The sequence below is a fragment of the Streptomyces sp. SCUT-3 genome (genome assembly GCF_014083985.1).
GTDB classification, from domain to species: Bacteria; Actinomycetota; Actinomycetes; order Streptomycetales; family Streptomycetaceae; genus Streptomyces_H; species Streptomyces_H thermolineatus.
In genome coordinates this window covers 2,252,433-2,266,605 of record NZ_CP046907.1, presented here as the reverse complement: position 1 = coordinate 2,266,605, position 14,173 = coordinate 2,252,433, and the positions used below count along the sequence as shown (strand labels likewise).

Below are 14,173 nucleotides of genomic sequence, written 5' to 3'. Positions count from 1 at the left end.
GTGGCAGGAAAAAGGGGGGGATTAACTCGAAAGGGTGGATTCCTTGCCGGGGCGGGCGAGCGGCACCTGCGGCAGGCAGGGCGGCCCCGCGGCTCCTGCGCGGCGGGGCCGCCCCGGAAGGGCGTCAGCGCTTGCGGGCGACCCCGGCGTGCAGGGTGGCCAGGGCGTGGGCGTCGGGGGCGGGGACCCCGGGCTCCGGGTGCCAGGTGTGGGCCGGCACCAGGCCGGGCTCCACCATTTCCAGCCCGTCGAAGAACCGGGCCACCTCGTCCCGGGTGCGCAGGTACCCCATGGTCCCGTTGCGCTTGTACGCCTCCAGGGCCTGCGCCCACTGCGGCGAGAAGTCCGCCGTCACGTGCGACAGGACGAGGAAGCTCCCCGGGGCCAGGGCGTCCATGAACTCCGCGACGATCCCGCGCGGCCCGTCCTCGTCGGAGACGAAGTGCAGCAGCGCCACCAGCGACAGCGCGACCGGCCGGTCCAGGTCGAGCGTCGCGGCCAGCTCCGGGGAGCCGAGGATGCCCTTCGGGTCGCGGGCGTCCCCGTCGACGTAGGCGGTGCGTCCCTCGGGGGTGCCGGTCAGCAGGGCCTGGGCGTGGGCCAGGACGATCGGGTCGTTGTCGGCGTAGACGACCCGGGCGTCCGGCGCGATCGCCTGGACGGTCTCGTGGAGGTTCGGGGCGGTGGGGATGCCGGTGCCGACGTCCAGGAACTGGCGTATCCCCTCCTCCCGGGCGAGCCGGGCGACCGCGCGGTGCATGAACGCCCGGTTGATCCGCGCGGTGAGCGGGAGCAGGGGGAAGGCCGCCTCGGCGGCCCGGGCGGACTCCCGGTCCGCCGGGTAGTTGGTCTTCCCGCCCAGGTGGTAGTCGTATATCCGCGCGGAGTGCGGCCGGTCGGTGTTCAGCTCCACCGGTGCCCTCTCCGGCGCGCCCGGGTCGATCCTCATCCAGTCCTGTCCGTTCACCGCTGCCAGCCCTTCGTGTTCACCTGCGGAGGCATCAACTCTCCTGTGCAAGAAGTTAGTTGAGTACCGCGGTGGGATGCGGGAGAAGAGCCGGGCCGGTCGCCCCGGGCGCACCCGGCGTCCGCACCGGTCAGTCGCCCCGGCCGTCCGGCAGGGGCAGGGAGACGGTGAACACCGCCCCGCCGGACGGCGGGGACGCCACGCGGACGGTGCCCCCGTGCGCCGCGACCAGTTCGCGCACGACCGCCAGCCCGATCCCCGATCCGCTCACGCCGTTCCCGGACTTCCCGCGCCAGAACCGGTCGAACACGTGCGGCAGGTCCTCCGCGGCGATGCCGGGCCCGGTGTCGGACACCTCCACCACCGCGCGTCCGCCCCCGGTGCCGACCGTGACCTCGACGGTGTCGCCGGGGCGGCAGTAGCGGGCCGCGTTGCTCAGCAGGTTGCCGAACGCCTGGTGGAGGCGGCCGGCGTCGGCGCGCACCGTCACCGGGCGCGTCCCGAGGTCGGCGCGTACCCGCAGCCCGGCGGACCGCAGCTCCGCCTCCCGGTCCGCCAGGAGGGCCCGCACCAGCCCGGCCAGGTCGGTGTCGGCCGGGTGCAGGGACAGGGCGGCGGCCTCGGCCGCCGACAGTTCCGCGAGGTCCCCGACGATCCGCCCCAGCCGCAGCGACTGGTCGTGGAGCCCGGCCAGACGCTGCGGACCGGGCTCCACGAGCCCGTCGCGCAGCTCCTCCAGCCCGGCCTGCAGCGCGGCCAGCGGCGTGCGCAGCTCGTGGGCGACGTCGGCGGCCAGGTTGCGCCGCGACGACTCCGCGCGGGCCACGTCGTCCGCCATAGCGTCGAAGGCGCGGGACAGCTCCCCGAGCTCGCCGGGCGCGTCGACCCGCGAGCGCGCCGTCCGCTCGCCCGCGGCGATCGCCCGGGCGGTCCGGGCCACCCGCACCACCGGCCCGGTCAGGCGCCGGGTGACGAACCAGCTGGCGGCCAGCGCCACGACCAGGGCGGTAGCCGCGGCGGCGGCGATCCACCCCCAGGCGATCCGCCGGGCCGCGGAGGCGGACTCCGCAGCGAAGACCAGGGTGGCGGAGCCGACCGTGCGGCCCTCCACCGCCACGGAGGCACTCGCCCTGGGCGCGCCCGCGCCCGCGCCCGTGCCGGTGCCCCCGCCTCCGGTCCCGGGCGTTCCCGTGGCGCCGGCGCCGGGAGGCCCCTGCCCGGGCGTCCCTTGCCCGGGCGTTCCCTGCCCCGGTGTTCCCGCACCCGGTGTTCCCGCACCCGGTGTTCCTGTTCCCGGCGTTCCCGTTCCCGCGGGGCCCGCGCCGGGCCTGCCCTGTCCGGTGCCGCTGCTTCCGGCGACGACCTGCCCGTCCTCGTCCCGCACGACCAGCCGGGCGCCCGCGGCGTCGGCGACCGCGCGGGCCGGCCCGAGGTCGGCACCGGTCCAGCCGTCCGCACGCGAGTAGGCGACCGCCGCCGCCTCCGCGGCGCGCTCGGCGGCCTGCTGCCGGTCGGCCTGCCGCGTCTCGCTCAGCCCGCGCCCGGTCCCGACCAGCGCCGCCGCGGTCAGGACGGCCACCGAGGAGAGCGCCACCAGGACGAATGCGGCGAACAGCCGCCACCCCAAGGGGCTCAGGCCGCGCTCCCGAGCGGAAGGGGCGGCGGGGGACGCGGTCGCGGGCGCGGGGGAGTGGGGCGCGGCACCGTCGGCCCGGCGGCGTCCGCCGGGGGCGCCGGAGACGCCGGGGGCGTCGTGACCGCCGGGCGTACCGGCCGGGCCGTGCCCGCCGGGCGGCTCAGGCGTCACGGTCGAGCCCCAGCCGGTAGCCGACGCCCAGCACGGTCTCCACCACCTGCGCCCCGGCGGGGCCGAGCTTGTGCCGCAGGTTCTTCACGTGGGAGTCGATCGTCCGCTCGTAGCCGGCGAACTCGTAGCCGCGCACCCGGTTGACCAGCTCGTAGCGGGAGTACACCCGCCCCGGCACCGAGGCCAGGGCGGTCAGCAGGCCCCACTCGGTCGGCGTGAGGTCCACCGGTTCCCCGTCCACCGACACCCGGTGCCGCTCCTGGTCGACGCGCAGCCGTCCGCCGCCGTAGCAGGCCACCGCCGACGTCCCGCCCGCCGTCCCCCGGGCCCGGTTCAGCACCGCCTGGACGCGCAGCACCACCTCGGTCGGGCTGAAGGGTTTGGTCACGTAGTCGTCGGCGCCCAGTTCCAGCCCCCGGATGCGGTCCTCCACGGCGCTGCGCGCGGTCAGGACGACCACCGGCACCCCGGCCGCGCCCCCGGTCCCGTTCCCGGCCGTGCCGCTTCCGTCTCCGCGACGGGCTTCGCGCAGCACCTCCGTCCCGTCCACGTCGGGCAGCCCCAGGTCGAGGACGGCCAGGTCGATCCCGCCGGCCCCCAGCAGCCTGATCGCCTCGGCGCCCGAGGCGGTGGTCACCACGGCGTACCCGGCGCGTTCCAGGTAGCGCCGCAGCAGCTCGCGGAGCTCCTTCTCGTCCTCGACGACGAGCAGTGTGGCGGACATGTGCCCAGGTCTACACCGGCCGCGGTGGGCCGTCGAGCGCCGAACGGCCCCGGGCCGGTGACGGACGTCCCGGCGGGTTCGTCTCCACACCGTCTCCACACCGGCGCCACGGCGACTGCGCCGCCCGGAGCCATGGTGAGGGTGCCCGGGAAGGGCGGGGCGGGCGGTCGAGGAGGCCGCCCGACGATCCGAAGAGGAGCGAGAAGCCATGAAGCGCAGTGTGAAACTCACGGCGGCCCTGGCCGCGAGCGGCGTCCTGCTCGCGGGCGGCGCCCTGGCGGGAGGAGTGGCCCTCGCCTCGGACGGCGGCGGGGACGGAGCCCGGCACGGCACGCAGAGCCGGTCGGCGGCCCACGGGAACGGCGGCGGAGCCGGCACGGCCGACTGCGAGGACGGCCGGGGCGGCGGCCGGGGCGACCACGGCGGAAAGGGCGGCCAGGGCGGCCACGGCAACCAGGGCGGCCACGGCAACCAGGGCGGCAATCAGGGCGGCAACCAGGGCGGCCACGCGAGCCGGGCCGGGTTCGGCGGCGGGAAGGCCGGTGCCGGAGCGGGCGGGCTCACCGCCGAGTCCGGCACCCTGACCGCCGGGCAGCGGGCCGGGCTCGCCGCCATGGCGGAGGAGGAGAAGCTCGCCCACGACCTGTACACGGCCTTCGCCGAGCGCTACGACGCCCGGATCTTCGGCAACATCGCCGAGTCCGAGTCCCGGCACCTGGAGGCCGTGCGCACCCTGATGGACCGGTACGGGATCGACGACCCCACCGGGGGCCGGGCCGCGGGCGACTTCGCCGATGCGGAGACCCGGGCGACCTACGACCGCCTCCTCGCCCGGGGGGAGGAGGGGAAGGAGCAGGCGCTGGAGGCCGGCCGGACGGTGGAGCGCACCGACATCGCCGACCTCACCGCCGCGCTCGAGAAGCTGGACGCCCCCGATGTCGCGCAGGTCTACGGCAGCCTGCTCGAGGCCTCCCGCAACCACCTGGCCGCCTTCGAACGGCAGCTCGCCGTCTGAGCAGGGGCGGCCGGCCGGTCACCCGGCCCCGCGGCCGCCCCGGACGAAGTGCGGTGCCGAACCGTGGAAAAGCTGTCCGTTGTGCACCTTTTCTTCTACGGTTCGGCGCCGCGGTTCGCCCCGGCCCGCCGTCCGCCGCGGGCGCGCCAGGTGGCGTAGCCGGTGGTGGCGGCAGCGGCGGCCATGGCCAGGAGGGCGACGGCCGTGGTGCCGCTCCAGCCCGCCGAGTGGTAGGCGCCGGCGCCCACCGTGCCGCCCACGCTGTTGCCGACGTAGTAGGCCGTCATGTACAGCGCGGACGCCTGGGCCCGTCCGGAGGCGGCGGTGCCGCTGACCGATCCGGAGGCGACCACGTGCCCGGTGAAGAAGCCGCCGGTGATCAGTACCAGTCCGAGGAGGACGGCGGTCAGGGAGTCCGCCAGGGTCAGCAGCAGGCCGGCGGTGACGGTGGCGATTCCGGTGTACAGCGAGCCGCGCCGGCCGATGCGGGCGGTTAGCCTGCCGGAGACGGCCGAGGTGAAGGTGCCCACCAGGTAGACCAGGAAGATCGAGCCGATCACGCCCTCGGCCAGGTGGAAGGGGGCCTCGGTCAGCCGGTAGGCCAGCACGGTGTAGACCGAGCCGAAGACCGACATGAAGAGCATCCCGAGCAGGTACAGGCGCAGCAGCAGCGGGTTGCCCAGGTGCCCGCGCACGGTGCGCAGCAGGGCCGCCGGGTTGATCGGGGACGGCGTGAAGTGCCGGGCCTTCGGGGCCAGGAGGAGGAACGTCACGGCGCACAGCAGCGACGTCGCGCCCAGCACGCCCAGGGCGATCCGCCAGTTCGTCCACTGGGCGATCCAGCCGGCCGCCAGCCGCGAGGTCATGCCGCCGAGGCTGTTGCCCGCCACGTACAGCCCGACGGCGCCGGCCAGGGCCCGGGGCGAGACCTCCTCGGCCAGGTAGGCCATCGCGCTGGCGGGCAGCCCGGCCAGGGCCACGCCCTGCAGGGCGCGCAGCACCACCAGGGTGGTCAGGTCGGGGGAGAAGGGGATCGCCAGGCCGACGAGGGCCGCGCCGAAGACCGACGCGGTCATCACCTGCAGGCGTCCGTACTTCTCGGACAGGGTGCTCACCGGCAGCAGCGCGGCGGCGAGGGCGCCGGTGGTCAGGGAGACCGTGAGGCTGGCGCGGGCCGGGGTGGCCGAGAACTCGGCGGAGATCGCCGGGAGCAGCCCCTGCGTGGCGTAGACGAGGAGGAAGGTGGCGGTGCCGGCGGCGAAGAGGGCGAGGATGGCGCGGCGGTAGGCGGACGTGCCGGGCAGCAGCCGCTCGTCGGCCGTCGCGGCGGCCTTCGCGGCGGCGGTCCCGGTTCTTGCCGGGGCGGGGGATTCGGTGGTCCGGGCGCCCGCGGCGGGGGCGGGCGCCCTTGTATCGGCATCGGGCATGTCTCGAACGTAGGACGCGCCGTTCGATGCGTCCAATGCATGAAAAAGCGAGAATCGATGCCATGGTGAATGAGCCGAGGCCACAGGGGTACCGGGCGGCGTCCGGGCAGGAGGAAGAGGCTTTCGTCACGGCGGAGCTGGAGGCGGGTTCGTGGGCGGCGCTGCTCGCCCCGCGCCTGGCGCAGTTCGCCGCGGTGGCGCGCACCGAGCACGTCACCCGGGCCGCCCGCCTGCTCGCCGTGCCGCAGCCGACGATGAGCCGGGCGGTCGCCCGACTGGAGGCCGACCTGGGGGTGCCCCTGCTGGCCCGGCACGGCCGCGGGGTTTCCCTCACCCCCGCCGGACGGACCTTCCTCGCCTCGGTCGAACGCGCGCTGGCGGAGGTGGAGCGGGCGGCGGAGGCCGTGCGGGCGGACGCGGACCCGGGGTCGGGCCGGGTCGCCTTCGGCTTCCTGCACACGCTGGGCTGGGAGACGGTGCCGGGGCTGCTGCGGGAGTTCCGCGCCGAACACCCCCGGGTGCGCTTCCAGTTGGTGCAGGACCACAACGAGGCCATGCTGCAGCGGCTGCGCACCGGAGAGCTCGACCTGTGCCTGACGGCGCCCCTGCCGGACGACCCCGACCTGGTGACGCACCGGCTGGACGAGCAGCGGCTGCGGCTCGTCGTCCCGGCGGACCACCGCCTGGCCGGGCGCCGCCGGGTCCGGCTGGCCGAGGCGGCGGAGGAGCCGTTCGTCACCACGGAGCCGGGCTACGGACTGCGCCGGATCACCGACGCGCTGTGCGCCCGCGCCGGGTTCACGCCCCGGACGGCGTTCGAGGGCGAGGAGGCGGAGACGCTGCGCGGGCTGGTCGCGGCGGGGCTCGGGGTCGCCCTGCTGCCGCCCCCGGCGGTGCCGCGCCCGGGGGTGGTGGAGCTGGCCGTCGTCGAGCCGAGGGCGGTGCGCGAGATCGGGGTGGCCTGGCGGGCGGGGCCCGGCGGGACGGCGCCGGTGGAGGCGTTCAAACGGTTCGTACTGGCCCGGCGGGGACGGCTGCTGTCGGGCTGACGGGTTCGGGGGCCGGGGGAGGGGGCGGCCGGGTCAGTGGCGGAGGCTGCGGCCGAACCCGGAGGCGAGCGGCATGCGCAGGCCCAGGGGCGGGGGAGCGGCGAGGGCGTCGGCCACGGGCCGGGAGAGGCCCCGGCCGAGGAGGGTGCCGACCACGAAGTCCTCGGCGAGGGCGAAGACTTCGTGGCGGTGCTGGACCAGGTGGTGCCCGTCGGAGTGGACCTCGAAGCGGCACACGTCCCGGTTGGTCTTCTTCAGCCGACGCGCGTAGCGGTAGGACTCCTCGGGGTCGAAGACGGAGTCGTTGGTGCCGTGGACGATGAGGACCCGGCGTCCGGCGAGCTGCTGCACCGGCTCCGGCTCGGGGACGGCGGGGACCCAGGGGGCGAGCGCCACCACCGACTCCACGGCGGGCCGGCCCGCCGCCCGCAGTGCGGCGCGGGCCCCCATGCCCATGCCGACCAGGCACACGGGTATGTCGCCGTAGCGGCGCACCACCTCGTCGACCGCCCACTCGGCGTCCTCCACCGGGTGGGCCCAGTCGCCGTTCCAGCCGCGGAAGCGGTAGTGGACGAGGTGGCCGACGAGTCCCCGGGAGTGCCCGGCGCGCACCAGCCGGCGGGCGAGCGGCCGGAGTGCGGCGGCGGCCAGGGGCGAGCGGTGACGGGTGCTCAGTTCGGGGCCCGCGGGCAGTACGAGGACGGCCGCGCGGACCGTGCCGTCCTGCGCAGGAACCCCCGTCCGGCGGCCGAGCCGCGCGGCGCGTACCGGCAAGACTTGCGAAGCCATGGAAGAACGATGGCAGAAGGGGTGGTGGGGACTACCTGTCGGGGTGGTCAAGAATCGGTATCAACATGCATTCTACGCGCGTAGGCGGTAGCATTCGCCAATGCAGAGCCCGAACCTCACCACACCGGACGCGGACCAGATCCGCCGGGCCCCCAAGGTGCTCCTCCACGACCACCTCGACGGCGGCCTGCGTCCTGCCACGATCGTGGAGCTCGCCGCCGACTGCGGCTACGAGAACCTCCCGGAGACCGACCCCGACCGCCTGGGCACCTGGTTCCGGGACGCGGCCGACTCCGGCTCGCTGGAGCGCTACCTGGAGACGTTCAGCCACACCTGCGCCGTCATGCAGACCAGGGACGCGCTCTTCCGCGTCGCCGCGGAGTGCGCCGAGGACCTGGCCGCCGACGGAGTGGTCTACGCCGAGGTCCGGTACGCGCCCGAGCAGCACCTGGAGGGCGGCCTGACCCTCGAGGAGGTCGTCCGCGCCGTCAACGAGGGCTTCCGCGAGGGCGAGCGCCGGGCGCTCGACGCCGGGCACCGCATCCGGGTTGGCGCGCTGCTCACCGCGATGCGGCACGCGGCGCGCTCGCTGGAGATCGCCGAACTGGCCAACACGCACCGGGACGACGGCGTCGTCGGCTTCGACATCGCCGGCGCCGAGGCCGGGTTCCCGCCCACCCGGCACCTGGACGCCTTCGAGTACCTCAAGCGCGAGAACAACCACTTCACGATCCACGCCGGCGAGGCGTTCGGGCTGCCCTCGATCTGGCAGGCACTGCAGTGGTGCGGCGCCGACCGGCTCGGCCACGGCGTGCGGATCATCGACGACATCACCGTCGACGAGGACGGCTCGGTCACCCTCGGCCGGCTCGCCGCCTACGTGCGCGACAAGCGGATCCCGCTGGAGCTGTGCCCGACCTCCAACCTCCAGACGGGCGCGGCCGCGTCGTACGCCGAGCACCCCATCGGGCTGCTGCGCCGGCTGCACTTCCGCGCCACGGTCAACACCGACAACCGGCTGATGTCGGGCACCAGCATGAGCCGCGAGTTCGAGCACCTGGTGAAGACCTTCCACTACACGCTCGACGACATGCAGTGGTTCACCGTCAACGCGATGAAGTCCGCGTTCATCCCTTTCGATGAACGTCTGGCGATGATCAACGAGGTGATCAAGCCCGGGTACGCCGCGCTGAAGTCCGAGTGGCTGTTCCGCGGGGCACCCGCGGTGACCTCTTCCGAAGGGGCTTTTGAGGCCTGACGGGAAGCGGCGGGAACGGGGGGCCGGACGCGGCCCGGGAGGCGGTCCCGGGCCGCGTCCGGCTGTTTGCGCGGCCCGGGAGGGGTGGCTACGTTGCGGAACTCCGCGGTCACGGCCGGTCCGCCGGCGCGGTGCACCGACGCCACCAACCACGAGGACGTTCCCCCATGAAGCAGGCCATGCTCAAGACCGCCGGAGCCGCCGCCCTCGGCGTCGCCCTCGCGGCCGCCGCCGCGGGCTCCGCCTCCGCGGCCGGACACGGCACCTCGGACCGGCTGCCGGCCGACCTGCCGCTCGAGAAGGTCGCGCAGACCGTCGAGGGGGCCGCGGCCCTGCCGTCCACCAGGGCCGCGAACGGCCTCGGCGGCCTGAACGGCACCACCGGCAGCGCTCTGGGCAAGCTCTCCGGCCTGGTCGAGGGCACCGGGGCGACCCGCACCCTGCCCGCCGCCGCGGGAGACCCGGTCCAGGGCGTGGCCGCCGTGAGCGGGCCCGCCGGTGCCGTCACGGCCGGCGCCCTCCCCGGCGGCGTCACCGCCCCCACGGCCGGTCTGCCCACGGCCGGTCTGCCGTCGACCGGTCTGCCCGCCACCGGTCTGCCGACGGGTGCGGTGACCGGCGGCCTGGCCGGCTGAGTCCGGCCGCCGCGGCTTCAGTACGGCGGCGGCAGCGCGCGGCGGCGGGCCGCGCCCCCACCCACCGGGTGCGGGGCGCGGCCCGCCGCGCGTGTGCCGGTGCGTACCCGCCCCGGCACGAAGGCACCTCGGCGCTTGCGCGCCCCGCCGCCGGCGCGGCTCAGTACGTGTGCACCCGCTCCTCCGAGGGCAGCAGCGCCCACAGTGCGAGGTAGACGAGGAACTGGGGGCCGGGCAGCAGGCACGAGACCACGAAGATCACCCGCATGGTGGTGGGAGACGTGCCGAAACGGTTCGCCAGTGCGGCGCAGACCCCGGCGATCATCCTTCCGTCACGGGGGCGTACGAGAGCGGCAGACATCGGTTGCTCCTTCTGGTGGAGGACTCGACGACGGCCTTCCCGGTATCAGGCCGACGAATCAACCGTAGAACCGCGAATCGCGCCGATCGTCACTCCACGGGGCGAACCGCCCCCGACGTGCTTCTCGGGGTTGTCCCCGACCCGGGCCGCCCCTGCCCGTCTGCGCAGCCGCCCCCGCACCGCGGGCACCACGGCCAGGTGCGCCACCACGATGCCCGCGGTGTTCAGCATCAGCTGGTCGATGTCGAAGACCCGGCCCGGCACCCAGGTCTGGGCGCAGGCCAGGGCGAACGCGATCATCGAGCCGGCGAGGAGGGTCCGGACGAACGAGGCCACCGCGGAGGCCCGGGCCCGGCCGCCGGCCAGGGGCAGCAGGAAACCCAGCGGGGCCAGCAGGGCCAGACCGGAGGCGAAGGACCGGACGGCCCGGGCGGGGCCGAGTGCCAGGTCGCGTCTGATGGTCGCCAAGGGGTCGAAGTTCGCCCCGTAGACCCACGGCACGTCCACCGGACGCAGCCGCAGCCAGCCGACGAGGGCCAGCCAGGCGACGGTCAGTACGACGCCGGCGGCCCTGGCCGCGGGGAATGCGGAGCGGGCCCCGGCGCCCGGGGTCCGTACCGACTGCTCAGATCCGGTCCGCACGCCGGAGCCTCCACGCTGCACGGGGGAAAGGACGCGGGCCGGAGCGGTGCGGTTCCCGGAGCGGGGCGGCCGACCGGCGAATGCTGATGCCACGGCAGGCAACGGTACGGGATCCGGCGGCGGTGTCACACCGACGCACCGGCGGTGAGCCCGGCTTCGGGTCGTGTCCGCAGTTCCTGCGTACAGGGGTACGAGAGCACCCGGTCGTCGTCGGGTCCGCCGAGCAGGACGGGGCCCCCGTCGGCCAGCGAGGCGGAGAAGGTGCACACCAGCTGGGCGAGGGCGAACGAGGGGAGCTCGTCCGGTTCGCGGCTCAGCCGCCAGGCGTCCTCGGGGTCCCCGGAGCGCGGGCCGCGGACCTGGAGGTCCGGGGGGACGTCGGTGGTGAAGCCCGCACCGCCCTCCTCCCGGGTCGGCCCGGCCCGCAGCAGGCCGACCAGGCGGCGGGCGGCCGCCTCGGGGTCGTCGTCGCGGAACTCGGCGGTCCGCGTGCGCGGGACCACCTCGGAGCGGCAGACCAGGTAGACCTCCACGGCCCGCTGCGCGGCCGGCTTCCCGGACGCCTCCGCCCCCGGTGACGCGGAGGCGTCCGCGGAGGAGGAGCCGGACGGGGAGGGCTGTGCGGTGCCGGACGGGGAGGCGGGAGGCGCCCCCGGCCCGGGGTCCTCGGAGGGGGTGGTGCACGAGACGCGGGACGGCGCGGCGCCCGCGTCCACCGGCACCGACGTGGCGCGGATGCCGCAGCCGGAAGCGGCGGCCAGGGCCGCGGCCACCAGGAGCGCCGCGACGGGCCTGCGGGTGGCGGGCCTGCGGGTGACGGGTGTGCGGGCGGCGGGTGTGCGGGCGGCGGGCGTGCGGGCGGCCCGGCGGATGGTGCGCGAGATCAATTCCGTCCGTCCTCTTCCCCGGCTTTCCGGCCCGTGCCGGCCTTCCGGTCCGTGCCGGGGCCGTGACCGGGGCCATGTCCTTCGTCCGGCCGCGGACCGCCCAGCGGCAGCCGCAGGGTGAACACCGCGCCGCCGTCCGGGGCGTTGGCCGCCACGATCGTGCCGCCGTGCGCGAGGGCGTTCTCCATGGCGATGGACAGCCCCAGGCCGCTGCCCTCGGAGCGCGGGCGGGAGCTGTTCGCCTTGTAGAAGCGGTCGAAGACGTGCGGGAGCACGTCCTCGGGGATGCCGGGGCCGCGGTCCGCGACCTCCACGACCAAGTCGCACCCCTCCGCCGCCGCGGCGGGCCCCTCGTCCCCGGCGTCCCCGGCGCCGTCGTCCCACGCCTCCCCGGGGCCCGCGGGGCCCGTGGGGGCCCCGGCCGGCTCCGTCCCCCCGGCGCACGCTCCGCCGGTGCGCGCGTCCTCGGTGCGCACCGCGACCCGCACCGGGGACCCGCCGTGCTTGAGGGCGTTGCCGATCAGGTTGGCCAGGATCACGTCCAGGCGGCGGGGGTCCAGCCGCGCGACGATGCCGCGCGGCGCGTCCACCTCGACCGCGTCCAGCCAGGCGCGGACGTCGATGCAGGCGGTCACCATGTCGGCCACGTCCACGTCGTCCAGCACCAGGCGCGCCGTGCCGGCGTCGAAGCGGGTGACCTCCATGAGGTTCTCCACCAGGTCGTTCAGCCGCCGGGTCTCGGTGACCACCAGCTGGACGGCGGGGGCGATCATCGGGTCGAGGGAGTCGGTCTCCTCCTCCAGCACCTCGGTCACCGCCGTGATCGCGGTGAGCGGCGTGCGCAGCTCGTGAGACATGTCGGCGACGAAGCGGCGGCTGGCGGCCTCGCGCGCGCTCAGCTCCTCGACCCGGGCCTCCAGCGACTCCGCGGTCCGGTTGAACGTCCGTGACAGGTCGGCGAGTTCGTCGGTCCCGGACACCCGCAGCCGGGTGTCCAGCTGCCCCTCGCCGAGGCGGCGGGCCGCGTCGCCCAGGCGCTGCACCGGGCGCAGCACCGTCGTCGCCGCGGCCTGCGCCAGCAGGGCGGAGCCGATCAGGGCGAGCAGCGTGGCGATCCCCAGCGACCAGGCCAGGGAGTTGAGGTCGTCGGCCTCCGCGTCGAGGGACTTGAGCATGTAGCCGGTCGGGCCGCCCCCCATGACCTTCGCGCCGCCGACGAGGTACGGGTCGCCGCCGGGCGTGGTCCGCTGCCAGTACAGGTGGTACTCGAACCGGTTGGCGGCGTTCACCTCGCGGCGCTTCTCCACGGCCGCGGTCAGGGCCCCGGGCACCGCCGACATGCTGAACTCGCCGTCGGAGGACTTCGCGCACGGCTCGCCCTCGGGGTTCACGGCCAGCAGCAGGACCCGGTAGTTGTGCGGGCTGCGCGCCATCCGCCGCGCGGTCTCCTCCAGCTGGTCGCACTCGGGCCGCAGCGGCAGCGAGCCGGCCTCCCGCTCCATGGCCTGCCGGAAGTCGTTGAGCGCGGCGTTCTGGGCACGGGTCAGCACGGCGTCGCGGTTGAGCCAGTAGGCGATGCCCGAGGCGGACACAGCGGCGGTCAGCGCCACCGCCGCGAAGACCGCGACCAGCCGCAGCCGGAGGCTCGTCAGCCGGGCCGCCACCGCCCTCCACCCGCCGAGCCGGCCGGTGTCCTCCCCCCTACCGGTCACGGGGTGTCCAGCCGGTAGCCGACGCCGCGCACGGTGCGGATCAGGGTCGGCGAGGAGGGCACGTCCTCGACCTTGGCGCGCAGCCGCTGCACGCAGGCGTCCACCAGCCGCGAGTCGCCCAGGTAGTCGTGCTCCCACACCAGCCGCAGCAGTTGCTGCCGGGACAGCGCCTGACCGGGGCGGCGGCTCAGCTCCAGCAGCAGCCGCAGCTCGGTGGGGGTCAGCTGGAGGTCCTGGCCGTTCTTGGTCACGGTCATCGCGGACCGGTCGATCACCACGTTGCCGAAGGCGGCCGAGTCGGTGCTGTCCCGCTCGCCGCGGCGCAGCACCGCGCGGATCCGGGCGTCGAGCACCCGCGGCTGGACCGGCTTGACGACGTAGTCGTCCGCGCCCGACTCCAGGCCCACCACCACGTCGATGTCGTCGCTGCGCGCGGTCAGCAGGATGATCGGCAGCTGGTCGGTGCGGCGGATGCGGCGGCACACCTCGAAGCCGTCGATGCCGGGGAGCATCACGTCCAGCACGATCAGGTCCGGGCGCTGCTCCTGCAGGAGTTTCAGGCCGTCCTCGCCCGACGCCGCGGCCACCACGTGGTGGCCCTGGCGGCTCAGGGCGAGCTCGAGGCCGGTGCGGATGGCGTTGTCGTCCTCGATCAGCAACAGGAAGGGCACGTAGGTCATTCTGGCCCACATCCGCCCGGGGGTTCGACCCTGTGGACGACGGGGGCGGGAACGGGCCCCGAAGGCGGCCCCCGGGCGCCGGTTACGGGGGCGCCGGGCCTTGTGACAGTGCTGTGACAGTGGGCGGACAGGCCGATGAAACTGGCGCGGCAGGCTAATGGTCCACGGCGGGCGAACACGGCCCGCCGGTCCGTGAAGGCTCCAACCGTGGGGGCACGCC

General features: G+C 75.5%; 14 protein-coding genes. 4 read left to right on the top strand and 10 right to left on the bottom strand.

Translation table 11 applies throughout. The features are described from left to right. Positions 1 to 124: 124 nt before the first annotated feature. The 3 genes from GQS52_RS09915 to GQS52_RS09905 all read right to left on the bottom strand — a co-directional run bounded on the left by GQS52_RS09915 (position 125) and on the right by GQS52_RS09905 (position 3,498). Positions 125 to 949: an SAM-dependent methyltransferase gene (locus GQS52_RS09915; RefSeq protein WP_182313042.1), complete on the bottom strand. Its 825-nt coding sequence runs from the start codon at positions 947 to 949 to the stop codon at positions 125 to 127. A gap of 148 nt (positions 950 to 1,097) precedes the next feature. Next, positions 1,098 to 2,594, bottom strand: a complete 1,497-nt coding sequence (locus GQS52_RS09910; protein WP_259370684.1) for a HAMP domain-containing sensor histidine kinase — start codon at positions 2,592 to 2,594, stop codon at positions 1,098 to 1,100. A 169-nt stretch (positions 2,595 to 2,763) separates the two neighbouring features. Further along, a complete protein-coding gene (locus GQS52_RS09905) occupies positions 2,764 to 3,498 on the bottom strand; it encodes a response regulator transcription factor (RefSeq protein ID WP_182313041.1) in 735 nt (244 codons plus the stop codon). Positions 3,499 to 3,706: 208 nt separating this feature from the next. On the opposite strand from GQS52_RS09905, the gene GQS52_RS27640 reads away from it, so the two are divergent. Beyond that, positions 3,707 to 4,513, top strand: coding sequence for a DUF2202 domain-containing protein (locus GQS52_RS27640; protein ID WP_259370683.1), 807 nt, complete (start codon positions 3,707 to 3,709; stop codon positions 4,511 to 4,513). A gap of 95 nt (positions 4,514 to 4,608) precedes the next feature. On the opposite strand, the gene GQS52_RS09895 is transcribed toward GQS52_RS27640, so the two are convergent. After that, entirely contained in the window at positions 4,609 to 5,940 is a 1,332-nt protein-coding gene (locus GQS52_RS09895) for an MFS transporter (RefSeq protein ID WP_182313040.1), read from the bottom strand. Positions 5,941 to 6,002: 62 nt separating this feature from the next. Here GQS52_RS09895 and GQS52_RS09890 point away from each other — a divergent pair, with 62 nt between their 5' ends. Beyond that, positions 6,003 to 6,989 carry a LysR family transcriptional regulator gene (locus GQS52_RS09890; RefSeq protein ID WP_259370682.1) on the top strand — a complete coding sequence of 329 codons (987 nt, stop codon included), beginning with the start codon at positions 6,003 to 6,005 and terminating at the stop codon, positions 6,987 to 6,989. Positions 6,990 to 7,022: 33 nt separating this feature from the next. Here GQS52_RS09890 and GQS52_RS09885 read toward each other — a convergent pair whose 3' ends face one another. Next, complete coding sequence (locus GQS52_RS09885; RefSeq protein ID WP_182313038.1) at positions 7,023 to 7,778, bottom strand: prolyl oligopeptidase family serine peptidase; 756 nt, start codon at positions 7,776 to 7,778, stop codon at positions 7,023 to 7,025. A gap of 100 nt (positions 7,779 to 7,878) precedes the next feature. Between GQS52_RS09885 and GQS52_RS09880 the strand changes: the two genes are divergently transcribed. After that, entirely contained in the window at positions 7,879 to 9,036 is a 1,158-nt protein-coding gene (locus GQS52_RS09880) for an adenosine deaminase (RefSeq protein ID WP_182313037.1), read from the top strand. Between the two features lie 167 nt (positions 9,037 to 9,203). Then, positions 9,204 to 9,671: a hypothetical protein gene (locus GQS52_RS09875; protein WP_182313036.1), complete on the top strand. Its 468-nt coding sequence runs from the start codon at positions 9,204 to 9,206 to the stop codon at positions 9,669 to 9,671. A 160-nt stretch (positions 9,672 to 9,831) separates the two neighbouring features. Here GQS52_RS09875 and GQS52_RS09870 read toward each other — a convergent pair whose 3' ends face one another. From GQS52_RS09870 to GQS52_RS09850, 5 genes are all read right to left on the bottom strand, one after another. Further along, the gene (locus tag GQS52_RS09870; protein WP_182313035.1) at positions 9,832 to 10,032 is read right to left on the bottom strand and encodes a PspC domain-containing protein; all 201 of its coding nucleotides are present in this window, start codon (positions 10,030 to 10,032) and stop codon (positions 9,832 to 9,834) included. Positions 10,033 to 10,077: 45 nt separating this feature from the next. Continuing rightward, positions 10,078 to 10,587 carry a VanZ family protein gene (locus GQS52_RS09865; protein WP_259371086.1) on the bottom strand — a complete coding sequence of 170 codons (510 nt, stop codon included), beginning with the start codon at positions 10,585 to 10,587 and terminating at the stop codon, positions 10,078 to 10,080. Between the two features lie 212 nt (positions 10,588 to 10,799). Beyond that, positions 10,800 to 11,561: a hypothetical protein gene (locus GQS52_RS09860; protein WP_259370681.1), complete on the bottom strand. Its 762-nt coding sequence runs from the start codon at positions 11,559 to 11,561 to the stop codon at positions 10,800 to 10,802. Further along, the gene (locus GQS52_RS09855; RefSeq protein ID WP_182313033.1) at positions 11,558 to 13,273 is read right to left on the bottom strand and encodes a sensor histidine kinase; all 1,716 of its coding nucleotides are present in this window, start codon (positions 13,271 to 13,273) and stop codon (positions 11,558 to 11,560) included. The genes GQS52_RS09860 and GQS52_RS09855 overlap by 4 nt, the downstream gene beginning before the upstream one ends. Beyond that, positions 13,270 to 13,944, bottom strand: coding sequence for a response regulator transcription factor (locus GQS52_RS09850; RefSeq protein WP_182313032.1), 675 nt, complete (start codon positions 13,942 to 13,944; stop codon positions 13,270 to 13,272). Before GQS52_RS09850 ends, GQS52_RS09855 begins: the two co-directional genes overlap by 4 nt. Positions 13,945 to 14,173: the final 229 nt, after the last annotated feature.